Genomic DNA, 23,278 nt, shown 5'->3' with positions numbered 1-23,278 from the left:
AGCGTCGGGCGCGGCGCCGAAGCCGCGCCTGACGCCGGGACGGGTTACTCGCCGCCCGCGCCGGTCAGCACCCCGTCGTGGGCGATGACGCGGGCGGCGGCCGGGGACCTACCGGGCGGGACCGCGGTCGCGTACTGGTGGGTCTCGGTGACCTTGAGGGTGCGGCGGAGGACCTCCGAGCTGATCGCCCAGCGGGCCGCGTCGGGCACCGGCATGTACTCCTTCGACGTCTTGTTCACCGTGGTGGTGGTTCGCGACATCGCGTACTGGATCAGCGCCCCGCCGCCGGTGGTGCGCAGCGTGTACACGGGGAAGTCGCCCGCGCTGAAGATCGAGTCGTAGCTGAACCCGTCGTTCTTGGCCTTCTCCCGGTCGGCCATGATCTGCGTGGCCACCTCGGTCGTGAACGGCCCGGGGGCGACCAGCTTGGCCGCGACCCCACCGGCACCCGCCTCCGCGATCGTGGCGTGCAGCGGGCCCATGAACTGCGGGCTGATCGTGACGCTCTTGTCGTCGGGCGGCAGCGCCGTGGCGTACCCCTCGGCGTCGAGCTCGATCTGCGGAGGCTCCTCGCCGGGTAGCAGCCGGGTGGCCGAGCTGAGCCGCCAGTCGTCGCCCTTGGCGAACGTCAGCAGCGTCTGGAGCCCGTCGCGGGTGACCAGCACGCTGAACCAGGGCGCCTTCTCGTCGGGCGCGAACCGCGGCACGAACAGGGTCGGCGGCCCCCACGTGTGACGCGGCGGCTTGTTCTTCGTGGACTGGAACTCGGCCGAGGTGACCCGCGCCTCGGCGTCGCGGTACTGCCCCATCGCCAGCCGCTGGGCGCCCCCTGCCCGCAGCAGGTCGTCGGTGGCCGTGAAGGTGGCGAAGACCTTGGCCGCCTCCACCAGCGTGACCGCCAGCGGCGAGGGGGAGGGGGTCACCGGGATGGGCGCGCGCGCCGTGGCCGCCACCTGGCTGGAGGGGGGCTGCGGCGTGCCCGAGCAGGCGACCGCCCCGGCCAGCAGGCCGACGGCGAGCGCCAGCGCCTTCCGCCGACCATATACACGCACCTCGCCATGTTATTCGGGCGCGCGAGGGTCGCGTACCCTTGGGAGACGTGGCAGTCATCGATCCGGCAGAAGAGATCAACGAGCTCGGGGGCACGCTCCGGAGCATCCAGGACGTGCTCGACCTCGACGCGATGCGTAAGCAGATCGAGGCGCTGGAGGAGCAGGTGGCCGCCCCCGACCTGTGGGACGACCCCGACCAGGCGCAGAAGGTCACCAGCAAGCTGTCCCACCTCCAGGGCGAGCTCAACCGCGTCGAGGGCCTGGCCCGCCGCCTCGACGACCTGAGCGTCCTGTACGAGCTGGCGGCGGAGGAGGCCGACGACGACACCAGGGCGGAGGCCGACAAGGAGCTGGCCACGCTCAGGTCCGACATCGGCGCGATGGAGGTCCGCACGCTGCTGTCGGGCGAGTACGACGCCCGCGAGGCGCTCCTGACGATCAACTCCCAGGCCGGTGGCGTCGACGCCGCCGACTGGGCCGAGATGCTGCTGCGCATGTACCTGCGCTGGGCCGAGCGCAAGGGCTTCTCCGCCGAGGTCTACGACACGTCCTACGCGGAGGAGGCCGGCATCAAGTCGGCGACCTTCACCATCAAGGCGCCCTACGCGTACGGCACGCTGCGCGGCGAGCACGGCACCCACCGCCTGGTCCGCATCAGCCCGTTCGACAACCAGGGCCGCCGCCAGACCTCCTTCGCCGGCGTCGACGTCGTCCCGGTGGTCGAGCAGACCGATCACATCGACATCAATGAGGACGAGATCCGCGTCGACGTCTACCGCTCCTCGGGCCCCGGCGGTCAGGGCGTCAACACCACCGACTCCGCGGTTCGGATCACGCACCTGCCGACCAACATCGTGGTCTCCTGCCAGAACGAGCGTTCGCAGCTGCAGAACCGTGCCAGCGCCATGGCGGTCCTCCAGGCCAAGCTGCTGGAGCGCAAGCGGCAGGAGGAGGCGGAGCGCATGTCAGAGCTGCGCGGCGCCTCCACCACGTCATGGGGCACGCAGATCCGCAACTACGTGCTGCACCCGTACCAGATCGTCAAGGACCTGCGTACGGGCACGGAGGCGGGCAACCCGTCAGCCGTGCTCGACGGCGACCTCGACGAGTTCATCGAGGCGGAGATCCGCTGGATGCGCAGGCAGGAGTCAGAGCCCGCTTAGGTGCTTGAGCGCCAGCGTCACGAAGAGCAGGACCAGCAGCAGCACGACGATCACGGCGGGTGACAGCCCGGCGAAGCCGTGACTGTGCATCCGCTCGCGATTGGCGCGGCAGACGGGGCAGCGGCCCTCGATGACGGGGTGGGCGCACTGCGCGCATACGAGGTGTTCGCAACTCATGTCAGCCCCAAGTGTAGCCGCACAATCGTTTTGTTTCCGTTATGGACGTTCCATGCCAGTCTTCCCCCTAGACTGTGCTCTGGCCAATCGGAACGTCGATCATTGGTAAAGAAAGGCGCCCCCGATAGCCAGCGGCGGGAAGTGGGCATGTGCCACCCTTGCTTCCGTCCTGACCCCTAGACTGGCATGCCGTGATGCTCTCGTGATCCATTTCGATAATGTCACCAAGGTCTACGCCAACCAGAACAGGCCCGCTCTCGACCACGTCTCCGTCGACGTGGACAAGGGCGAGTTCGTGTTCCTCGTCGGTCCCTCGGGATCAGGCAAGTCCACATTCCTCCGGCTGATCCTCAAGGAGGAACGGCCCAACTCCGGGGCGATCCATGTCGCAGGCAAGGATCTGTCCCGCCTCTCCAACTTCAAGGTGCCGCACCTGCGCCGCCGCATCGGCTGCGTGTTCCAGGACTTCAGGCTGCTGCCCAACAAGAACGTCTACGAGAACGTGGCGTTCGCGCTCGAGGTCATCGGCAAGCCCCGGCGGTTCATCCGCAAGGTCGTGCCGGAGGTCATCGAGCTGGTCGGTCTGGAGGGCAAGGCGCACCGCATGCCCGACGAGCTGTCCGGCGGCGAGCAGCAGCGTGTCGCCATGGCCCGAGCGTTCGTCAACCGGCCGATGATCCTGCTGGCCGACGAGCCGACGGGCAACATCGACCCCGCGACGAGCATCGGCATCATGAAGGTGCTCGACCGGATCAACAGGACTGGCACTACGGTCGTCATGGCCACGCACGACGCGGCCATCGTCGACTCCATGCGCAAGCGCGTCGTGGAACTGGAGGACGGCAAGATCGTCCGCGACCAGTCGCGTGGCGTCTACGGCCAGGCCTACTGACAGGGAGCAGCTGACAGAACATGCGGGCGAATTTCATCTTCTCCGAGGTCTGGATCGGCCTCCGTCGCAACCTCACCATGACGATCGCGGTGGTCATCACCGTGGCGGTGGGCATGGCCATGCTGGGTGTCGGCCTGATGATCAACGCCCAGGTCTCCCTCATGAAGGACTACTGGTACGACAAGGTCCAGATCTCCGTCTTCCTCTGCACCAAGACCACTCCGGACCCGGACTGCAAGGGCAAGGCGGCCACCCAGCAGCAGATGCAGGCCCTCAAGACGAAGATCGAGTCCCTGCCGGGAGTGCAGCCCCCTGTCGCGTTCGAGGACCAGGTCGCCGCCTACGAGAACTTCAAGAAGTCCTACGGCTCGAACAAGGCGCTTGTGGAGGCGGCCGGAGTCGACGACATGCCTCCGTCGTTCCGGGTCAAGCTGAAGGATCCCGACAACTACCAGCCGGTCATCCAGCAGATCGAAGGCCAGCCGGGTGTCGCGCAGATCATCAACCAGAAGGACCTGATCGGCAGGTTCTTCGACATGCTCCAACTGGTGCGCAGCGCCGCCCTGGTGGTGGCGATCATCCTGGTGCTCGCGGCGGCGTTGCTGATCGGCAACACCGTGCGATTGTCGGCCTTCAACAGGCGCCGCGAAACCGGGATCATGCGGCTGGTGGGCGCGTCGAACCTGTACATCCAGCTCCCCTTCGTGATGGAGGGCGTGATCGCCGGCCTGATCGGCGGCGTGTTCGCCGCGGTCATGCTGATCGTGGCGAAGGTGTTCATGTTCGAGGAGTTCGCCCGCTTTCTCGCGGCCAGCAGCAGCATCGGCTGGGACGATGTGGCCCAGACCATCAGCCTGACCATGGGAATCGGCGTGCTGATCTGTGTGCTGGCGTCGTTCGTCACTCTTCGCCGCTACCTCAGGGTGTAGTGGAACGCCGGTAAAGTCGGAAGCATGCCACGTGAGACCGGGCGGAAGGTCATCGCCCAGAACAAGCGTGCCCGGCACGACTACCACGTCGACGACACGTTCGAGGCGGGGCTCGTGCTGCAGGGCACCGAGGTGAAGTCGCTGCGCGAGGGTCGCGCCTCGCTCACCGACGGTTACGCCACGATCGACGGCGGCGAAGCGTGGCTGCTGAACGTGCACATCCCCGAATATTCACAGGGAACGTGGACGAACCACGCCGCCCGCCGCAAGCGCAAGCTGCTCCTGCACCGCAAGGAGATCGAAAAGCTCGCCGCCAAGACGAAAGAGGGCGGTCTGACGATCGTGCCGTTGTCGCTCTACTTCAAGGACGGCAAGGCCAAGGTCGAGATCGGCGTGGCCCGAGGCAAGAAGGACTGGGACAAGCGCCAGTCACTGGCGGAGCAGCAGGCCAAGCGGGAGATGGCCCGGGCGCTGCGGCACCGCAGCAGATGAGCCGCATCCGCCGTACCGTTGCCGCGACCGTCACCCTGGCGGTCGCGTGCACGACTCTGACCGCCTGCTTCGACGAGTCCTCGCCGCACGACGCGGTCCGCGACTTCCTGGTGGGCTGGCAGTCGGAAGACTACGACCTGGCCGCCGAACGCACCGACGGCGACCCCGCGGTCGTGCGCGAGGCGCTCGCCGACGCCAAGCTGGAGCTCGACGCGGCCTCGTTCCGCTTCAAGATCAAGAGCATCAGCCTCAACGGCGAGGAGTCACGCGCCGACTTCGGGGCCGAGGTCGACCTGGGCGAGAACAACCCGCTGTGGGAGTACAGCGGGGCGCTGCCGCTGCGCCTGGTGAACGGCAGGTGGAAGGTGCGCTGGTCGCCGTCCGTGCTGCACCCGCAGCTCAAGGACGGGCAGCGGTTCGCGGTGCGCACCGACCCGACGCCGCGCAGGCCGGTGGTCGACGTGCACGGCACGCCGCTCCAGCGCGACACCAACGTGTACGTGGCGCAGGTGCAGCCGTCCAAGCTGGGGGGCCAGGCCGAGAAGGTCGTCGCGGCGCTCTCGAAGATCACCGGGTTCGCCCAGGACCGGCTGCTGAGCAAGATCAGGTCATCCCCGCCGGACGAGTTCGTCTCGCTCGCCACGTTCGGTGGCCGGCGTTACCCCGCCATCCAGGACGACCTGGAGGCGATCCCCGAGATCACGGTCAAGCCCCAGCCGCAGCCCGTCGCGCCCGACGCCCCCAAGGACATCGTCGGCAAGGTCAGCTCCCTCACCCCCGAGGACGAGGTCAAGCTCGGCGGCCCGCAGCGGGCCGGCGACTCGATCGGCCAGAGCGGCCTCCAGCGGGCCTACCAGGACTACCTGACGGGCTCCACCAAGACCCAGGTGATCACCCTTGACCTGAAGACCGGCAAGCAGGTCGCGCTGCTTCAGGAGTGGTCCGGGCGGCAGAACAGCCAGGTCAAGACCACGATCGACAGCAAGATCCAGCGGGCCGCCGACGAGGCGGTCGCCGACGCCGAGGCCGGAGTGCTGGTGGCGGTCAAGCCGGAGACGGGCGAGATCCTGGCGGTCGGCGCGAACGGCTACAACCAGGAGAAGGACGCCCTCGCGGGCAAGTTCCCGGCGGGCACCGCGTTCTCCATCGTGGCGGCCGACGCGTTGGTCAGGTCCAAGGTCAGCGCCAAGCTGAAGCTGGCCTGCCCGGGCGAGCGGACCGTGGGTGGCGCGAGGTTCGTCCAGGCCGGCCAGGTCACCAGCCCGTCGGCGTCCCTCCAGGACAACTTCGCCAAGGGCTGCGTCACCGCGCTGGCCTCGCTGGCGCGCCGCGTCGACGCCGGCGAGCTGGCGAAGAGCGCCACGACCTTCGGCGTGGGGCTGCCGTGGCGGCTGCCGCTCAAGTCCTACAGCGGGTCGCTGCCGGAACTGTCCACCGACGCCGACAAGGCCAAGGCCATCGTGGGGGAGAACGTCCAGATGAGCCCGCTCGGCATGGCGCTGGTGGCAGGCGCGGCCGCCTCGGGAATCTGGCATCCGCCCGTCCTCGTCACCGACCCCAAGGAGCCGGGCTCCTCGGCCGAGGTGGTGCCCGGCGCGCCGCCCAAGCCGATACCGCTCGCCCCCGAGGTCCGTACGGCGCTGAAGGCGATGATGAGCGCCGGAGCGACGAGCGCACACGCGCAGGCGGGCAACGGCAAGGTGTACGGCGTGTCGTCGTCAGCGGGCGGCGAGGACGCCTCCCTGCGCTGGTTCGTCGGCTGGCAGAAGGACGTCGCCATCGCCGTGCTGGCCAAGAAGGACAACCCGGCGGTCGTCGCCAGCAGCTTCTTCGAGGCGCTCGGCAACCCTTCGTGATTTCCCCGTAGCGGTGAGCAACCATCCGGTGTACCGGCTGCGTCTTACTGAATGACTGGGCCCGCTCGGGGGGTTGCGGACCCGGTCACCGTGATGCGACAGGACTTCATCTCGGGGGAAGTCCTGCCGTCCGGACCGGCTCGACCCTGCCGGTCGACCCCCGGGAGCGCGAGCAACTGAGCCACGTTCCCGGGGGTTTCGGCATGCGGGAATCAAGTTGGCATCCAGGGTGTTAACCGTTGTACATTCTTGTTGCTCGCCCCTTCGGGGGCGTGTTGACAACAGCACAGGGGGTGACTGGCTTCGACTTTGACCTTGCAAGTCAGGTGAAGCGGGCCGAGGACGGCGGACATAACCTCGTTAATCCTGTGACCGCGAACAATAAGTGCCAATAACAAGCACGCTGAGGTCGGCCAGGACTCCCTGGCCCTCGCTGCCTAAGTAGCGAACCTCTGTCAGCCCGAGAGTGCCTTCGGCTCGGTGTCTGGCATCATCAGAAGGCTCAACCGAACTCCCCGGCCACGGGGGTGATCGGGAAACCAAACAGTGGCTGAGCCCGTCGGCGACTCGCCTGCGTGATCGCCGGGGCTGAGAAAAGCACAGCAGGCTGCGCCCGGAGAAGCCCTGTCTTGGGGTTGAAGGACGCGGGTTCGATTCCCGCCACCTCCACCCAAGGGGCGTTACTCGACCACGGCTCTGCCAGAGCGGTGGCGAGGAGCGCTGAGGTGCCAGTAGCAGCGGCGGTGTCCATCAGGACACCGCCGTTTTGCGTGTTCGGGCCTGTGGACGTGCAGGAGTGGTGCCAGTGGGTCTGTTGGGGCGTCTGCCCTGGCTTGGGCGCGGCTCGTCTGGAGGGACCGTGTGAGCTGGATGGTTGCGGTCACGTTGTGGCTGCGGCCACGGCGTCGTCCGGCAGTAGGGCGAGGAGTTGCTTGGCGTGGCCGGGCAGCTCGACTTCTGCCAGGCCCGTGATGAGGTCCCTCAGTGGCACCGGCTGATCGACCAGGACAGTGCCGGCGGACAGGAGCAGTGTGGGCACCAGCGTGTCGAGTTCGGCGTCACTCAACACCTGTCCTCCGAGTGCGCAGAGGACCTCGCCTTGGGCGTGGATTCGGTTCCGGAGCCCCGTGTTGCCGCCGGTGTTCGCGATGACGCGTTCGATGGTCCAGGTGTCGTGCGCTGTGCGATTTTCGTAGGTCGTGTTTGCGCCCGACGAGACAGTGCTGGCGGCGGCGATGGTGACAGCGTTGACGATGCTGACGTGCGCCAGGATCTGGTCGGCGTTCCACTCGCCGGTCGGCGGGACGGGGCTGGTGCCGCTGGCGTCGGCCACTGTAGCGGCAGCGTCCAGTAGTGCGCGATAGGCGTCGCGGAGTGGGGTGGTGTCCATGATCTTTCTCTCTCTGGAACATACTTGCGTGATGAAAGTGAGACTAGGGGACTATGCTTGCTTGACGCAAGCGTCTCGTTGGGGGTGGGCGTCATGTTGGGCAGGACCTACGACACACAGGTATGCTCCGCCGCCAGGGCGCTCGAGGTCATCGGCGAGCGGTGGAGTCTGCTGATTGTGCGCGACGCCCTGTTCGCGGGCGCGACCCGCTTCGCCGACTTCCAGCGCCTGGGCATCGCGACCAACGTCCTGGCGAAGCGTCTCGACAGCCTTGTCGATTCAGGCATCCTCGAACGGCGGTCCAGCGCAGAGCATCCCGATCGGGCCGGCTACGTCGTGACCCAGAAGGGACTCGATCTGGCGCCCGTGATCATCGCGCTCACGCAGTGGGGAGACCGATGGGCGGCGCCCGACGGCCCGCCTATCCTGTATCGGCACACTGGTTGCGGTGGAGCGATCGCCGAGCAGACCACGTGCGACAACTGTGGGCAGGTCGCCGACCTGGCTGGGATTCACGTCGTCCATGGGCCTGGAATGCCCGGCTCCCTCTCCGAGGGCATGGTTTGATCAGGCCGGAAAGGCGTATTCGGCCGGGCCGACAGGCGTGATGAACGCTGTGGTGTTCGCGGTCGAGACGAAACGGTCGGCCTCCCGACAGTGCCCGTTGAACGGGACGCCGTAGAGCGCACGGCAGAGGTCGCAAGCCAGAAGGGAGAGTAGGCGGCGGATCTCCTCCGCGACTCGTCCTACGGGTGGTCCTGGTCCCAGCGGCTGCGGGCGGCCGTGATGGCGTGCTTGTGGTCGCGGCGACGTGGTGGGCGGCACCCGCTCAGGCGACGGCGCGCCGTCGCGCCGGATCGACTTCGACGACCCCGCCTCGCTGACCGACGGCTTCCAGGGCGTGGACGTCGTCGTGTTCGTCTCGGCCGGATACGCCGAGGACGACGTGGTGCTCGCCCGCCACGACGCCGTCGTGAACGCGGCCGAGGCGGCAGGTGTCCGGCATGTGAACTACACCAGCCTGGCGAGCTCCGGCGATCTGATGACGATCGCGCTTCCGCACCGCTGGACCGAGACGCGCATGGCCGGCGCCGCGTTCGATGTGACGATCCTGCGCAACGGCCTGTACGCCGAGGTCGCCGTGGGCCTGGCCGTGGCCTCAGCCCAGTCGGCCGCCGAGACCGGAGTCTTCGCCGCCGCCCTCGGCGCCGGGCAGGTCTCGGTCGTGGCGAAGGAAGATCTGGCGGACGTCGCTGTCCGGGTCGCGGCCGAGACCCAGCACGACCTGGCCGCGGGCCGCCGCAGCCGCCACGCGGGCAAGACCTATGAGCTGGGGGGCGTGGAGGCGATCGGAGGCCAGGACATCGCCGAGGCGTTGAGCGCTGCGCTGGACCGACGGATCGACTACCAGCCGATCCCGCTGTCCGTCGCGCGTGCGGCGCTGGCCGGCAGCGGCCTGGAGCCTTACCAGATCACACACACGCTCTCGCTGTTCTCCAACCTCATGGCCGGGTACCTGGTGACTCGCGACACCGACCTGAGCACGCTCCTGCCGGCCGCGCCCCGCCCCGTGCGAGACCAGATCGCCGAGGTCGTCAACGCGGGTGCCCGGCCAACCTTTACGCAACCTGAACGGCGCGGCTCACCTGCACGGGGACGTCGGTGAGCAGGTGATACTGACGAGATGACGGTCTACCGGGTCCTGGTCGTCGAGGACGACCACGGGCTTCGCGACGTACTCGCCCGCGGGCTGCGTGAGGAGCACTTCGAGGTGCTCACCGCCGCCGACGGGGCGGCAGCGCTGAGGATTGTCCAGGACCAGGTGGACGCGGTCGTCCTCGACATCGGCCTGCCGGACTCCGACGGTCGTGATGTGTGCCAGGCGATGCGGGCGAAGGGCATCGACGTCCCGGTGGTCTTTCTGACAGCGCGTGACGGTCTGACCGACCGGCTCTCCGGCTTCTCCGTGGGAGGCGACGACTATCTGGGCAAGCCGTTCCACCTGGCCGAAGTCGCGGCCCGGGTCCGCGCGGCCCTTCGCCGGGCGGGGCGGGAGCCGTCTGTCGAGATCGAAGGGGTGCTGCTCGACCCGGTCCGGCATCTTCTGGAGGTGGAAGGAGTGCTGGTGGCTCTCACCCCTACCGAGTTCCGGCTGCTGGCCTGCCTGATGGCGTCCCCTGGCGCCGTGGTGCGCAGGCGCGTGCTGCTGCGCGCGGCGTGGCCCGAGGGAGCACAGGTCAGCGAGAACACCCTGGACCAGTATCTGACCCGGCTGCGGCGCAAGTTGCGTGAGGTGAGCAGCCCGAGGGGCATCAGCACCGTCCGAGGCGTGGGCTACCGCTTCGCATGAGGCGTCTTCGAGCCGCGATGCTGTGGCGCGTCCCTCGGCCGGGCACCCTGCGCGGCCGGCTGGCCCTGCTCGCCCTGCTCGCCACGGCGGTCTGGGTCGCGCTGCTCACCGGGGCCTTCAACCTCGTGCTGACCGCGCGTCTCGGGGAGGAGGCGAATGGCCTGCTGCGTACCCGGGCGGCGGCGGTGGCGGCCACCCTGGAGACGGGTCCGGACGGCAACATCGTCGTGCACGAGCCCCCCGACGACCACGCGCTCGACACCGGCATCTGGATCTACCAGGGCAGTCGTGCGATCGAACGTCCCACGGCACCCAAGCTGCTGCAGCAACAGGCGGACCAGCTCGCGGGAGAGCGCAGGGTCTTCGCCGAGACCACCGAACCCTATGCGGCGCGGCTCTACGCCCTGCCGGTGCTGGCTCTGCCCGACCACGGGCGGCAGGTCGGCACCGTCATCGCCTCCGTCGGGCTCGACCCGTATCGCAGCGTGGCACGCGCGACTCTCGCCGGCTCGGCGGTCCTGGGGCTGTTGCTCCTCGGCGTCGTCTATCTCGTCACCCGCGCGATCGTCGGCCGGGCACTCCGGCCGGTCGCCGAGATGAGCGCGCAGGCAGCGCGCTGGAGCGAGCGCGCCACGACGGAGCGGTTCGGCGTCGCGGGACGTCCGGACGAGCTCGGCTCGCTCGCCGCCAACCTCGACGAGCTGCTCGACAGACTGGCAGCCGTCCTGCGCCACGAACAGCAGCAGTCGGCCGAGCTGTCGCACGAGCTGCGCACCCCCTTGGCTCGCATCGTCGCGGAGACCGACTGGCTGACAGCGCGGCACCGGGACGCGGCCGGGCAACGGGCCTCCCACGCGGCGATCGCGTCGGCCGCGGCGACGATGCAGCAGATCTGCGAAACCCTGCTGTCCGAGGCTCGCACCCGGTCGGAGCCGGTCCCGGGACGTTGCGCGCTGCTCGACGTCGCGCACGACCTGGCCCGGCGCTCTGCCGAGGAACATCCGCGGGCGCCCGCCGTCGTTGTTCGCGGCACCGCCGTGACCGCCGGGGTCGCCTCGACCGTCGCGGAGCGCATCCTGACCCCTCTGCTCGACAACGCCCGCCGCTACGCCGAACAGGCGATCACCATCGAATGCGCGCAGGTCCCCGGTGGTGTCGAGGTGGCTGTCACCGATGACGGGCCCGGAGTGCCCGCCGACATCGGTCCAGCCGTCTTCGAGCCAGGCCGCCGTGCGGATCCGGCGGACGGGCACGACGGCGCCGGTCTCGGACTCGCTCTCGCCCGCCGCCTGACCCGGGCGGCCGGCGGCGACATCCTCCTGGCCGCACAGGCGAAGGGCGCGCGATTCGTGGTGCGGCTTCCCGCCGGTTGAAAGCCGATCGGACGCGGTTCCGTCGCTACGACTGCCGCGGGACGAACCCGTCCTTCCGGGTGACGCTCAGATGACGACCAGGCCGATGATCGTCGCGAGGAAAGCCGCGGTCTCGCCCACGGTGGTGCACAGGATCTTGATCACCCAGAAGGAGATGGATCGCGCTGTTCGCGCAGCCGGGGTCGGCGATCAGCCGATCGCGGTCGCCGGCTGCTCGGCGTCGGGCAGGTTCGCCCGCGTCCGCTGCCGCCACATCGTGTGGACGATCAGCGCGGCCAGGACCGCCGCGAGCACCAGCGAGGAACCGATCGTCCCGTAGCCGAGCCCGCCCTTGGCGACCGGCTTGCTGAAGAAGTCGCCCACGGTGGCGCCGAGCGGGCGTGTCAGGACGAACGCCGTCCAGAACAGCAGCGTGACGGAGATCCGGGTGAAGTACTTGGCGACGAGAATCAGCACCAGCGAGGCGCTGATCAGGAGTGCTCCCCCCGAGTAGCCGAGGCCGGAGTCGTCGGCCAGGAAGTCACCGAGAGAGGTGCCCAGCGTGTTGGAGAACAGGATCGCGGTCCAGTAGAGCACCTCGCCCCGGAGGGTGCTGATGTGCTCGACGTCGAAGGAGTGGCCGGTGAACCTCCAGATGAGGAACACCGCGGCAAGAGCTGTGATCAGGACCATGGCGCCCTTGGCGTAGCCAAGCCCTGCCGTGCGGTTCATGAAGTCTGACATGGTCGTCCCGGCCGTGCTGGTCGAGATGATGACGGTCCAGTAGAGCACCGGGTGGAACCTCTTCGCCCTCAGCTGGGTCACGAGACTGACCAGGAAGAGCCCGACCAGGATCACCGAGCTGATGGCGTAACCGACGTTCAACGTTTGGGCGAGAAGATCACCGCCCGTTTCCCCCAGTGTCGTCGCCGCGATCTTCATGATCCAGAAGGCCAGGGTGACCTGTGGAAGCTTCTTCATTGTCCCTCTTCTTTCCAGGTGCTCACGCGGAGGTCACGAGGGCTTTCGCGTGCGTGCCGCACCGTGGAGACAGCTGGAAACACTTGGGCGGACCCGTCCCTCGCACGGATCCGCCGCCCAGAGCGTAGAGCGGCGAGGCTGAAATCAACCTGAGCGGTTGACGCGCTGTGAGCGCCCGTGGTCATCGGGCCTGGCTTCGCTGGAATTTCCAGGGTCTCTGAAGAGAGGGTAGGGAGTGGTCCCGATCAGTCGTACGGGTCGTAACCGCGCTGCTGGTGTCCCCGCTGCTCGTGTCCGCGCTGCTCGTACCTGCGCTGCTCGTATCCGCGCTGCTGGTGTTCTCGGGGCTCGTATCCTCGTGGGTCGTACCCGCGGGGCTGCTCGTACGGGTACGGCTCCGGGTCCGGCATCTCCTCGATGGCCGCGCGCCCGATCGACGTCAGCAGCGAGAAGATGGCGACGCCGACGATGAGGTTGATGACGGCCGTGACGACCTGCTGGATGAGGTCGGCGGTGTACATGAAGGGCAGGATCGTGATGATGACGGCGAAGAGCCCGGCGATCCAGCCGAAGAACTTGGTCGGCTCCGGCGCCGAGAGCATGAGGACGTAGAGCAGCAACGTGGCGACGAGCGCGGCGACCGCGGCCGAGATCGCGTATCCCGTGATCGTCGCGCTGCCGTACGCGGAGACCCCGCTGGGGGTGAGCGCGCGGATGCCCAGCAGTCGACTGCTGATCATGGTTCCGACGACCACGATCAGTGCGGCCACCACGGCGGCGGCCACGCCACCGCCCCACACTCGCGCCGGGTTGACCCTCGGCCGGGCCGCCCCTGGGCGGTGATCGTGGCGATTATGGGGGGGATAGGACATGCGAATCACCTTTGTCGCGAATGCTGATCAAGCATTGACAGAAACCCTACATGCGCCGTCAAGACCGGAAGGGGGACGGCCGCGCCGTCGGGTGATCTCGGGCTGGCTGATCCCACACCTGCCGGGCCAACGGGCGGGCAGCCGCGCGCGAGGCCGTCCTCCCGCACCTGTCGGTCAACGGGCGGGCAGCGGCTGGAAGTGCGCGAGCTCGGGCTCACCGAGAAGTAGTCGGCCACCAGTGGCGACACGAACGTGGCCGTCGACAAGGCGACTATCCGAGTCCACCATCCGGCGATCGAAAGTTCTTGCAACGAGGGCGGTTACCTATGCGCCCCTGGGGGGTGGAGTTTGAGGAGTTCGTCCGCGCCAGAAGCCATGCGCTGCTGCGTTACGGCCTGGTGCTGACCGGCAGCGCCGATGACGCGGCCGATCTGGTCCAGGAGGCGCTGCTCAGGCTGAGCGCCTCTTGGCGGCGTGTGCGCAACAAGGACGACCCCGAGGGCTACGTCCGAACGATCATGGCCCGGCAGCATGTGAGCTGGTGGCGCAGGAGACAGCGGGAGCACCTCACCGCCGAGGTTCCCTCGCCGGTCCACGAGGATGAACATGAACTCGGCGAGATCTGGCAGCGTCTGCGTGCCCTGCCGGCCAGACAGCGCGCGGTGCTGGTGCTCCGCCACTGCGAGGATCTCGCCGACGGGGAGATCGCGGCGGCCGAGGACCGGGATGTGCTGCCCGGCATGACGGCGAAGCGGCGTCGCCGGGTGCGCAGGCGGGCGAAAGGGACGCTCGCGGCGGTCTGCGCGGTGGTCCTGGGATGGGGTGTGCTGCTCGCCTGGCCTGCACAGCGTGTTGTCGTGAATGCGGCGGAGCCGGGGAGAAACTCGGTCGAGCGGGTGTGGCCGCAGGCCGTGTTCACCATGCTGGGGCGATCCAGGCCGCTGGCGGCGATCAGCGCCACGGAGGTGCTGGTTTGGGCCGAGCGGGGGACGATCGAGGTCTACGACTCCGCCTCCAAGCGTTCGCGAGTGGTCGCCGCCCTCACACAGGCTCCGCAGCACCTGGCCGTTGATGGCGAGCGGGTGCTCTGGCTAGCCGACGGGTACGCCTGGGTCGCCCCCTTGCGGACCAGTGGGAAGGCGAGGAAGGCCGGGCCGATCACAGCAGAGGACATCGATCGGATCGCGCTCGTCGGCCAGTATGTCGTCTGGTCGTCACCGCTGGATGGTGTTTGGCGGATGAGGATCGACGGCGGGGCCCCTGAACGAGTGGCCAAGTCCAAGGGACTGCAACTCGTCGAGTGGCCGTGGGCGACCGACGAGCCTCTTGATATGCGCACGAATCCGACGAGAATCGTCAACCTGCAGACGGGACGGACCATCAAGATCCGCCCCGCACCAGGGGCTGAGGGCCTGCGTTGCGGGCCGACCTGGTGCACCGGGACGCGGGGGGAGGATGCCATCGTGCAGCGCAGCGACGGCAGCTGGAACCGGGTTCACCGAGGGCTGCCTGGTTACCCGTACCACGACCGGTTCTTCATCGGCTTCGGGGAGATCTACGACGCCCGCACCGATACGACCGTGACCTTCGAGGGCGCCAAACTCGGGTCGTCGGGTGGCAACCAGTGGTCGCAAGGCAGCGGCGTCATCTTCTGGACGCAGGGCGGCGGAGTACGGGTGGTGAACCTGGCAGCTGTTCCTCAGCCGTAGGACGCATCGACGGAGAGCAGGAGTTCGCACGGGATTCGAGCACCGCGCGGTGGCATGCCTTCAAGCGCGCGATCTCGGTGGTGAGCGCAGGACGATGTTGCCGGAACTCACGCACGGTTGACGTCCTCGAGCGCTGGGCTGCAACCGGTGACCGCGTCGGATATCGCGACACAGCCGCTCAGGAACGCGCCATGCCGAGTGAGGAACAGGCCCGCGCCGAGTACGCCGTCCTGCGCCAGGAGCTCTGATCTCTCGCGGATCAGCCCTCAACGCCATAGCCAGGGCGGATCGTCCTTCTGCCTCAGCGCTGAGCACCACGTCACCGCAGGTCAGGAGCGGGTTCGTTGGATTCTGCTCGATAGCTCCTGGGACCCCCGGTGGCGGCGGGCTTCTTCTCGCGTTTGGGCCGCGCGACACGGCGCGGCTTGGACGGCGTGGTGGCTGGCGTCTCGCCTGCTGGCTCTGGGGCTGGTTCGGGCGCGTGGATGTCGGGCCAGTGCTGGGCGTAGGTGGCCCGGTGAGCCGCGTAGTGTGCGCGGCCGGCGTCGGTGAGGACGCGGCGCCCGCCGACCAGAGGGCGGCATTCAGGTGCACTCGTGCGCTCGTTGCCCTGCTTCGGATCTTCGTGGCTAAGCAACCTCGTCTGGTAGAGATCCGGGACGAACTGACCGCTTCCGTATGGGCTCGGCAAAATTCAGGGGAAGGCGACGGCGGGTTCCGGACAACAACAGGTGACCGACGTCCCCACGACCGCAAGGCCTTTGCATGCATGAGCCATATCTGACCGCTCCTCCGGATGCCGCCACACCGTCGCAGAACGACGCCGTGGCGATCGAGCGGTCCTGGGACGAGCCCGAACGTTTCGGCGCCGTCTTCGACGCCCACTACGCGGACATCCATCGGTACGCCTCCCGGCGGCTCGGCCCGCACGCTGCCGACGACGTCTCCGCCGAGACGTTCGCCCTGGCTTTCCGCCGGCGCCGCCGCTACGACCTGAGCCACCGCAGCGCCCGCCCCTGGCTGTACGGCATCGCGACCAACCTCATCAGCCGGCACCGCCGCGACGAGGTGCGCCTGCTCCGGGCCGTGGACCGGCTGCATCCCCTGGCGGAGCCGACCCGGGGCCACGAGGACGAGGTGACGGCCAAGGTGAGCGCGCAAAGCGTCAAAGGCACGCTGGCCGGCGCCATCGCCGCCCTGCCCGCCGCCCAGCGGGACGTGCTGCTACTGGTGGCGCTCGCCGGGCTGAGCTACGACGAGGTGGCGCAGGCCCTGGACGTGCCCTTCGGCACGGTGTCCTCGCGACTCAACCGGGCCCGCAAGAAACTGCGCAAGGCGCTGGGCGACACGAACCCCCTGCTTGACGAGGAAGAGGACTGACGATGAACGACCTGGATCTCGTCCGTGGCGTGTACGACGACCCGCCTTCCCCGTCCGCGGCCACCGCGGCGGCCGCCCGCGGCCGCATGCTGAGCCAGGACGACCGTCCGCCGACGCGCCGCCGCCGTACCTGGCGCATGCCGCTCGGCTTGGTGGCCGCCGCCACGGCCACAGCGGTGGCGGCGGGCCTGGCGCTCACGCCCGGCGGCGCCCCCGTACAACCTGGCCCAAGCGTGACGACCGGCCCGGACACCTCATCGCCCCGCGGCATGATGCTGGCCGCCGCCACCCAGGCGGAGCTGCAACAGGGGGGCCGCTACTGGTACACGCACCAGCGCACCGCCTTCGCGGCGCTCGCGCTCGGCCGCACCGGCGGGTACATCGTGGAGGAGCGCACCGAGTTCTTCAGATGGACGGGACGCAGCCGTAGCGACGGCACGTCCTTCTACGGCCGCAACTACCCGGGCAAGCCCCAGACCAAGGCCGACGCCGACGCCTGGCGCGCGGCAGGCTCCCCGTCGAGCTGGCAGATCCGCTCGTCGGGCCGCACCAGGACTCTCACGTCCAAGCCCAGCCCCTGGCAGGAAGACGACCCGGACGCCCAGGGCGGCGGCATGTTCAACATCGGCGGCCTCGGTCAGTTCACCTACCAGGAACTCCAGGACCTTCCCACCGACCCGGAGGACCTGCGTAAGCTCCTATGCGAGGGCTCGATCAAGCTCGCCGACGGCCGCACCGGCGCGCCAAAGCACTGCGCGGAGCCCAAGGGGGTGCTCGACCAGGTCTTCTCCGTCCTCGCGGACACGCCTGTCCCGCCCAAGGTACGAGCCGGTCTCATGCGCCTGATCACCGACTATCCCGGCGTGCAGCGCCTGGGCACCGTCAAAGACCCGCTCGGACGCGCCGCGGTCGCCCTCGCGGCCCCGTTCGAGAGCGCGGACGGCCGCGGAACGATCCAGCAGCAGGTGCTCTTCGACCAGCGCACCGGAAAACTGCTCGGAAGCCGCGACATCCAGCTCGAACCGGGCCCGGACAGCGAGAAGTGGCAGGTCACCGGCAGGGTGCTGCACTACTGGTCGATCGTGGACTCGGGCTGGACCGACGCCAAGCCCGCCCTTCCCAAGTAGCCAGGCCGGGAGCGCGTCGTCGGAGCTCCGGGATGTGAGGTGTGAATGATCCATCCGTGCCCATGGAGACTTCTCAGCCACCGCCCGGAGCACGGCGGCGAGGGCCCTCCGGGTGCCGCCGACGTCGTGGACGGCCTGGATCAGGTCGGCTCGAGTCTGGGCCGACAGCGATACGGTTCAGCGTGATGTCCCACGATCAGCGGCCTGGTCGCGTGGATCTGAGCGGAGGGACGGTGGGAAGCGCAGCACCCAGCGGCGCTGCCATGGGGTTTCGATGGCCCGATGGTGGTGGTGCTCGCGTGTCCAGGCGACGGCGTCAGCCGGGTCGAGACCGGCCAGGATCGCGAGGCAGGCGACGACCGTGCCGGTGCGACCGACGCCCCCGCCGCAGGCGACCTCCACCGCGGCGCCCGCCCGCGCTCGCTCGTACAGCGCACGGATCTGCGGTACGGCCACGTCGCGGTCGCGGGGCAGCAGAAAGTCGGGCCACTGGATCCACGCGTGCGGCCACCGCAGCTCACCCTCGTGGCGGCGGCGGAGCCTGTCGGAGCCCAGGTAAAGGCCGAAATCGGGCATGGGCCCCTCCGGCAGCGGATGGCGAAGGCCGCGGCCGCGGATCCAGGTGCCGTCGGGGAGCCGGAAGGCGCCTACGAGCGGCGGCCCGCCCACCGGACGAGCTCTCGTGCTGTCCACGGAGTCGTTCATGGGGGTTCTCCTTGTGTCCTTCAGAACGCGGAGCTGTCTTCTTCAGCGAGCGGTGCTGTCAAGCCGCCGCCGTTCGCGGTGATTCGCGACATTGATCCGGTTACCGCACACGTCGGGCCTGCAGTAGATGCGACGCCCCCCGCGGCTGATGTCGACGAACACCCCTCGGCAGCCCGGGGCGGCGCAGGCGCGGAACCGGTCGTGCCCGAGCGCCCGGACGGCGCCGAGCAACCCGATGCCGATGAGCGTGGCCAACTCCTCGGCCAGCGGCGCACTCGGCCTGGTCGGGACGTACCACTGCCACCGCCCGCTGGGATCGCGCTCCAGCACCGGCCTGAGCCCTGCCCGCCCGGCCAGCACGGCGCCACCCGCGACGGCCTGGTTCTCCGTCTCGGTCTCCACGACGCCGCGCACCTCCCGACGCAGCAGGTGAACCTCGCGGACGTCGTCGTCGCTCGGCAAACGCCCATCCGCCACGGCGTCGAGCCGCAGCCCGTGCTCTGCGAGGAACTCCATCAACGCATCTGGGTTCGGCAGAGCCTCGCCCGCCGCGGCCTGCACGGTGGGCGAGGTGTTGGCCAGATCGCCTGCCAGAGTTGCCCCGACCGAGTAGTCGGTGATGGAAATCCGCACGCTTCACCTCGTCTCGGTAACCGAATAAACAGAACTATACCCCTTACATGTTCTCCGGTGGACCTGTGGACAACCGCACAGGCCCATACAACGGGCAGACCGCCGCCACGAGCACGGAACACGACGCTCCTGCACAGCAAGCTCACCCGAAAACCCTCAGTCAGGATGACCCGTTTAACACCGGCGTCCTAGAGGCATGGCCTCTTCAAGATCGGGATTGTGGGGTGGTGACGTAGCAGGGCGGCAGGGGCGCTGGAACTACTGCGGCCGGGTCCAGGATGGCGCGATGCTTGCCCGTGTACGAGGGACAGCGGTAGTCGCGGCTGATGCGGATCTCGGTCACTCGCGGGGCGAGGCGGTAGGTGGCGAAGGGCATGGTGCACTCGCTGTGACCGTCCTCCCAGCGCAGCCACACCACGTCGTCCTTGCGCGGGTTGACCATGGCCCGCGTGTCGCGGCTGTCGTTGAGGGATTGATAGTCGTCGGTGACGTCGCTGAATCGGCCGGTCTGCCCGCGATCGTAGAAGCAGACGTGGGGCGAATCGCACCGGTTGGGATCTTCGCCGCGGACCAAGGGGATTGGCTTGTCGGTGGGCCGTAGGAGCAGGGTCACACCCGTGGCGATCAGCGCGCCCGCCACGAGCCCGGCCAGGCCGACCAGCACGATGCGGGCGCGGGTCGGCCAGGCGGGCATCGGCTCGGAGGCCGAGCCAGGGACGTGAACCGGGGGTGCTGTCTCCGTGGCCTGCTGGGTGGCGGGCTCAAGGTCGCCAGGGCTGGCTATTCGCCGCCAGGCGTCCTGCCAACGGGCGATGTGACTCTCGATCTGCTCGGGCGACACGTCGCAGGCGGCCAGGCACGCCGCTACGTAGGCCTCGACGAAGGCCAGCCGCGGCAGGCCGGGCAGCCCCCGTCCGTTGAGGATGTAGGACACGGTGCTGGGTGGTAGGGCGTCCACCTGGTGGCCATCGGGGGTGGTCGAGCGGCCGGCCAGGTGGCGCAAGCGGCGCAGTGAGGGCCGTCCCGCCCAGAGCCTGAGCCGATCGAGTGTGTCGATGAATTCCCGGGCGCTGCTTGCCGATGCCGGATCTGGCGGAGGCGAGGTCACCGCGTCGCCCATCTGAAGACCACCTGCCTAAGGGGCGGGAACGGGATGGCCGGCTGGACCTCTACGTTGTACGCCCGCCGTACAAGATCGGTCAATTGCGTCCAATAGCGTTGCGCCGCTTGTTGGACACCTGTCCGCCCAGGTGAGCTGGCCGTGCCTGGCTGAATCCGGGCAAGCCACCTCACCGAGAGACAGGAGAATTCGTCGTGAAGACGCTCCGAAAGGCCGTCGTAACAGGGGTGCCGAAAGTCTCTGCCCGGTCAAGAACGGTCAGCCATCGTTGGGAGCCGGCCGTGCGCGTGATCAGATCCGCCATCGTCGGCACCACCCTGGTGGCGGGTGCGATCAGCGTCGCGCCGGGCGCCCAGGCGGCCCAGGCGTCGCATCCCGCCGCCGCGTCCGCCTGCCAGATCCGGCTGTACCGGCCGGAGGTACGGCGCGCCCAGATCGCAGCGACTGTATGGGCGCCCGGCTGCAAGGGGTGGATCCGCGTCGAGCTCCAGCGTCACCGCTCGTGGGGCTGGCAGGGGATCAAGAAGCTGGAGTTCTACGGCCCCGGGCCCAAAACCCTGTACAAGGGGTGCAAGAGCGGCAACACCTTCACCTACAGGCTGGTCGGCAGCGTCTTTTCGGGCGGCAGCGGGACGAGCCCCGAGCGCCGAGGCACCTGCTGACCCGGGCGCGGCGGATTCCGTCAGCCGTCACATTCGGTTCGATCCTCCCCAGAGGCATGAGGACTCGGCCGCCCACGGGACCACGGGGGCCCCGTGGGCGGTGATGGCAGCCGGTGTCACGACCGCCTCTGACGGTCGGCCACCATGCGCGACAGCCAGGCCCGCCCGGCTGCCACGTCGCCATGGAGCCGGCTGGGGCGAACGCGGGGGGACGCCGAAGAGATGCGGGCTTGACTTGATCAACTACCATTCTTGACCACATGTCGCCGCTTGTGTGCAGAAGTTGCGCCCCGACGTGCCTGGATCTAGCAGTTGCGGAGTGATCAAGTGAAGAAGTGTAAGACGGGAACGAGCATCGTCCTCACGGTTGCCGCGGCCGTGAGCGCCCTGCAGTTCGCCGCTCTGACACCGGCCTACGCGTCGCCCACCCTAGCGGCGGCCGTGAAGCGCGACGCCGCCGTCGCGCCTCTCGCCTACAAGGTCGCCGTCCAGACGCAGTACCAGCAGACGAACTACTACTGCGTGCCCGCGTCCTCGACGATGAGCCTGTCGACCTTCGGGATCAAGGTCAGCCAGTCGACCCTCGCCAAGCAGATGAAGACCACGAGGAGCGGCACCGACGGCAGGAACGCCACCCCGGTGCTCAACTCCTACGTGAGGTCGCGGGGTTACGCGTACACGATGGTCACCGACGTCGACGGCAACCCCACGGTGCTCATGAACCGGGTGGCGCAGAACGTCGGCGGCCTGCACCGGGCTCCGACCCTCGCCGTGTGGATGGAGAGGCTGCCCTGGAACAAGGGCAAGGTCAAGGGGACCAAGGTCGGTCACGCGGTGATCGCTTACGGCTATGACCGGCTCAAGGGCACGATCACCGTGTTCGACCCGTGGAGGCCGACGGGCGGCGTCCACACCGTCTCCGCCGGCGTCCTGGCCGGCACCCTCCAGGAGGGCGGCGGCATGCGCTACATCTCCAAGCTCTGACAGTGGTGCGATCATGCGGGCGCCGGGCCCGTCAGGACGGTGACAGCGCGGGCCGGGACCAGGGCGCGCTGGTGGGCGTTTCTGGACGAACGCCGTCAGATCGGGTACAGGTGCTGGATCTCGTAGTTCCCGCGGAGGTCCAGGCGGGTGGTCCACGCCTGATCGGCCAGTTCGAGACGGCGTGTGGCCAGCTCGCTCAGCTTGTCCTGCAGACTGTCGAGGTCGGAGGCGTCCAGCCTGTTCGTCCTGGCGATGTCGAGCCCCTCGTTCACCCGGCGTTGCGCGTCGTTCAGATGCGGGGCGGTGTGCCTGCCGAGCTGCCTTTCGACCTGCTCCACCCGTTCCGCCTGCCGGGACAGGTGCCACCTGGTCATGTCGTCCAGCTGGGGGTGGTTGGCCCAGCCGTGGTCGCCTGCCTTGAGCTGGGCCCGGGTGGCGTCGTCGATCTCCCCTCGGGCGTATGCGGCGTCCACCCTGGCGTTGACGGTCTTCTTGGCGTTGAGCAGATGCGATTCGGCGCTCCTCAGCCGGGCCTCGGCCCGATCCATGCTCTCAACGGCCCGGTCCACGGAGATCCTGGCGTGCGTGAGCTTGGTGCGCATCGCCACGATGCGCCGCCCCTGTTCCGACATCAGCCGCTGTTCCGCCGCCAGCTGCTTGCCGACTCGCCCCTTGGCCGTCATTCCGCGCAGCAGGTCGGCCAGGCGGGTGAAGAGCCGGCCGACAGCGTGCATGGCGGTCCGGATCCAGCCCTGCACCCGCTGAGCGAACGGCCGCAACCGCGGCCACAGCAGCGCCCGCCCCTGTGGAGTGAGCGAGGCGATCCCCGCGAGCCCGGCCAGCCCGGCGAGCAGCCCACCAGCCCACGTGACCGTGGTCGACGCGACACGCGCGACGCTCGCCGCCACCGAGACGTGGTGCGCATGAGTCGTGGACCGCGGCAACACGCCGGCCCTCCCCATGACGTACTCGCCCAACGCGTCCTCGGCGGCGCCGGCGTTCCCTTTGCCGAGCCGATACGCACGAGCGCCGTGCTCACCGAGCGACCCCTGCGAGGCCGCCGCCGACTCCAGCACACCGGCATGACGCTCGAGCTCGGCGGTGTTCGGCGGCAGCGGAACACCCAGTACCCCGAACCCGACCGCGTCAAGTCCGGCGACCATGGTCAACCTCGCTCGCCGCTTCAGCCTCCGCGTTGTTGGCCGCCATCAGAGCCTGGCCGTCTCCTGTCCTGCCCCAGTGAGCGGTCAGATCCGCCGAGCCGTCGAACAGCGCGCTCATGAACTCCTGGTAAGGACCGGCGAACTCCGGATAGGGCAGCGGGCATTCGCCGCCCATCTGCGCTCGGAGGCTCTGGTGGAACTCGTGCTGGTCATCCGCCAGGCTGCGGAAGTTCTCGCTGGACGCCTGCCGACCGGCGACATCCCACGTGATCTCATCGCTTGTCACGAA

At 68.7% G+C, this 23,278-nt stretch carries 24 protein-coding genes and 1 other RNA gene; 15 read left to right on the top strand and 10 right to left on the bottom strand.

The genetic code is table 11. The annotated features are described in order from the left end of the window. Positions 1-44: 44 nt before the first annotated feature. Positions 45-1,052, bottom strand: coding sequence for a DUF8094 domain-containing protein (locus tag ABT294_RS04330; protein WP_350803451.1), 1,008 nt, complete (start codon positions 1,050-1,052; stop codon positions 45-47). 47 nt (positions 1,053-1,099) lie between these two features. Between ABT294_RS04330 and prfB the strand changes: the two genes are divergently transcribed. Next, positions 1,100-2,215, top strand: coding sequence for a peptide chain release factor 2 (prfB, locus tag ABT294_RS04325; protein WP_350803450.1), 1,116 nt, complete (start codon positions 1,100-1,102; stop codon positions 2,213-2,215). On the opposite strand, the gene ABT294_RS04320 is transcribed toward prfB, so the two are convergent. Then, positions 2,201-2,392 (bottom strand): hypothetical protein, encoded by a 192-nt coding sequence (locus tag ABT294_RS04320; protein WP_350803448.1) that lies wholly within the window; start codon positions 2,390-2,392, stop codon positions 2,201-2,203. The genes prfB and ABT294_RS04320 overlap by 15 nt on opposite strands. 202 nt (positions 2,393-2,594) lie before the next feature. Between ABT294_RS04320 and ftsE the strand changes: the two genes are divergently transcribed. The 5 genes from ftsE (at position 2,595) to ssrA (ending at position 7,233) form a co-directional block, all read left to right on the top strand. Continuing rightward, positions 2,595-3,284, top strand: a complete 690-nt coding sequence (gene ftsE, locus ABT294_RS04315) for a cell division ATP-binding protein FtsE (protein WP_127939948.1) — start codon at positions 2,595-2,597, stop codon at positions 3,282-3,284. A gap of 20 nt (positions 3,285-3,304) precedes the next feature. Further along, positions 3,305-4,213, top strand: coding sequence for a permease-like cell division protein FtsX (ftsX, locus tag ABT294_RS04310; protein WP_350803447.1), 909 nt, complete (start codon positions 3,305-3,307; stop codon positions 4,211-4,213). A gap of 24 nt (positions 4,214-4,237) precedes the next feature. Then, entirely contained in the window at positions 4,238-4,705 is a 468-nt protein-coding gene (smpB, locus tag ABT294_RS04305; RefSeq protein ID WP_350803445.1) for an SsrA-binding protein SmpB, read from the top strand. Next, complete coding sequence (locus tag ABT294_RS04300) at positions 4,702-6,561, top strand: penicillin-binding transpeptidase domain-containing protein (RefSeq protein WP_350803443.1); 1,860 nt, start codon at positions 4,702-4,704, stop codon at positions 6,559-6,561. Before smpB ends, ABT294_RS04300 begins: the two co-directional genes overlap by 4 nt. A gap of 289 nt (positions 6,562-6,850) precedes the next feature. After that, positions 6,851-7,233, top strand: a transfer-messenger RNA (tmRNA) gene (gene ssrA / locus ABT294_RS04295). 208 nt (positions 7,234-7,441) lie between these two features. On the opposite strand, the gene ABT294_RS04290 is transcribed toward ssrA, so the two are convergent. Beyond that, entirely contained in the window at positions 7,442-7,951 is a 510-nt protein-coding gene (locus ABT294_RS04290; protein ID WP_350803441.1) for a hypothetical protein, read from the bottom strand. Positions 7,952-8,044: 93 nt separating this feature from the next. On the opposite strand from ABT294_RS04290, the gene ABT294_RS04285 reads away from it, so the two are divergent. From ABT294_RS04285 to ABT294_RS04270, 4 genes are all read left to right on the top strand, one after another. Beyond that, positions 8,045-8,518 (top strand): winged helix-turn-helix transcriptional regulator, encoded by a 474-nt coding sequence (locus tag ABT294_RS04285; protein WP_350803440.1) that lies wholly within the window; start codon positions 8,045-8,047, stop codon positions 8,516-8,518. Positions 8,519-8,762: 244 nt separating this feature from the next. Further along, the gene (locus ABT294_RS04280) at positions 8,763-9,617 is read left to right on the top strand and encodes an NmrA family NAD(P)-binding protein (protein ID WP_350803439.1); all 855 of its coding nucleotides are present in this window, start codon (positions 8,763-8,765) and stop codon (positions 9,615-9,617) included. Positions 9,618-9,635: 18 nt separating this feature from the next. Then, positions 9,636-10,301, top strand: coding sequence for a response regulator transcription factor (locus ABT294_RS04275; protein WP_350803438.1), 666 nt, complete (start codon positions 9,636-9,638; stop codon positions 10,299-10,301). Beyond that, positions 10,298-11,674, top strand: a complete 1,377-nt coding sequence (locus tag ABT294_RS04270) for a sensor histidine kinase (RefSeq protein ID WP_350803436.1) — start codon at positions 10,298-10,300, stop codon at positions 11,672-11,674. The genes ABT294_RS04275 and ABT294_RS04270 overlap by 4 nt, the downstream gene beginning before the upstream one ends. Positions 11,675-11,863: 189 nt before the next feature. Here ABT294_RS04270 and ABT294_RS04265 read toward each other — a convergent pair whose 3' ends face one another. Together ABT294_RS04265 and ABT294_RS04260 are read right to left on the bottom strand one after the other, a co-directional pair. Then, the gene (locus ABT294_RS04265) at positions 11,864-12,634 is read right to left on the bottom strand and encodes a COG4705 family protein (protein WP_350803435.1); all 771 of its coding nucleotides are present in this window, start codon (positions 12,632-12,634) and stop codon (positions 11,864-11,866) included. A 245-nt stretch (positions 12,635-12,879) separates the two neighbouring features. After that, on the bottom strand, positions 12,880-13,506 hold the full coding sequence (locus ABT294_RS04260; RefSeq protein ID WP_350803434.1) for a DUF6069 family protein: 627 nt from the start codon (positions 13,504-13,506) through the stop codon (positions 12,880-12,882). A 326-nt stretch (positions 13,507-13,832) separates the two neighbouring features. Between ABT294_RS04260 and ABT294_RS04255 the strand changes: the two genes are divergently transcribed. From ABT294_RS04255 to ABT294_RS04245, 3 genes are all read left to right on the top strand, one after another. After that, the gene (locus ABT294_RS04255; RefSeq protein WP_350803431.1) at positions 13,833-15,215 is read left to right on the top strand and encodes a SigE family RNA polymerase sigma factor; all 1,383 of its coding nucleotides are present in this window, start codon (positions 13,833-13,835) and stop codon (positions 15,213-15,215) included. A gap of 765 nt (positions 15,216-15,980) precedes the next feature. Beyond that, entirely contained in the window at positions 15,981-16,595 is a 615-nt protein-coding gene (locus ABT294_RS04250; RefSeq protein WP_350803430.1) for an RNA polymerase sigma factor, read from the top strand. A 2-nt stretch (positions 16,596-16,597) separates the two neighbouring features. Further along, positions 16,598-17,722, top strand: a complete 1,125-nt coding sequence (locus ABT294_RS04245) for a CU044_5270 family protein (protein WP_350803429.1) — start codon at positions 16,598-16,600, stop codon at positions 17,720-17,722. Between the two features lie 177 nt (positions 17,723-17,899). Here the strand turns inward: ABT294_RS04245 and ABT294_RS04240 are convergent, their stop codons facing one another. The 3 genes from ABT294_RS04240 to ABT294_RS04230 form a co-directional block, all read right to left on the bottom strand. Continuing rightward, entirely contained in the window at positions 17,900-18,427 is a 528-nt protein-coding gene (locus ABT294_RS04240) for a phosphatase domain-containing protein (protein ID WP_350803427.1), read from the bottom strand. 42 nt (positions 18,428-18,469) lie between these two features. Next, positions 18,470-19,060: a CGNR zinc finger domain-containing protein gene (locus ABT294_RS04235; protein ID WP_350803426.1), complete on the bottom strand. Its 591-nt coding sequence runs from the start codon at positions 19,058-19,060 to the stop codon at positions 18,470-18,472. 205 nt (positions 19,061-19,265) lie between these two features. Next, positions 19,266-20,063, bottom strand: a complete 798-nt coding sequence (locus ABT294_RS04230; RefSeq protein ID WP_350803424.1) for a hypothetical protein — start codon at positions 20,061-20,063, stop codon at positions 19,266-19,268. A gap of 398 nt (positions 20,064-20,461) precedes the next feature. Between ABT294_RS04230 and ABT294_RS04225 the strand changes: the two genes are divergently transcribed. Both ABT294_RS04225 and ABT294_RS04220 read left to right on the top strand, forming a co-directional pair. After that, positions 20,462-20,842: a hypothetical protein gene (locus tag ABT294_RS04225; RefSeq protein WP_350803423.1), complete on the top strand. Its 381-nt coding sequence runs from the start codon at positions 20,462-20,464 to the stop codon at positions 20,840-20,842. Positions 20,843-21,169: 327 nt separating this feature from the next. Then, positions 21,170-21,826 (top strand): C39 family peptidase, encoded by a 657-nt coding sequence (locus ABT294_RS04220; protein WP_350803421.1) that lies wholly within the window; start codon positions 21,170-21,172, stop codon positions 21,824-21,826. A 95-nt stretch (positions 21,827-21,921) separates the two neighbouring features. On the opposite strand, the gene ABT294_RS04215 is transcribed toward ABT294_RS04220, so the two are convergent. Together ABT294_RS04215 and ABT294_RS04210 are read right to left on the bottom strand one after the other, a co-directional pair. Then, a complete protein-coding gene (locus ABT294_RS04215) occupies positions 21,922-22,989 on the bottom strand; it encodes a hypothetical protein (RefSeq protein WP_350803420.1) in 1,068 nt (355 codons plus the stop codon). Then, positions 22,973-23,275: a hypothetical protein gene (locus tag ABT294_RS04210; protein ID WP_350803419.1), complete on the bottom strand. Its 303-nt coding sequence runs from the start codon at positions 23,273-23,275 to the stop codon at positions 22,973-22,975. Before ABT294_RS04210 ends, ABT294_RS04215 begins: the two co-directional genes overlap by 17 nt. Between the last annotated feature and the right edge of the window lie 3 nt (positions 23,276-23,278).

Origin of the sequence: Nonomuraea sp. NPDC000554, assembly GCF_040300065.1 — a bacterium.
In the GTDB taxonomy this organism is placed as follows: domain Bacteria; phylum Actinomycetota; class Actinomycetes; order Streptosporangiales; family Streptosporangiaceae; genus Nonomuraea.
The sequence above is the reverse complement of the archived record's forward strand: the minus strand, read 5'-3'. Positions and strand labels throughout refer to the sequence as shown.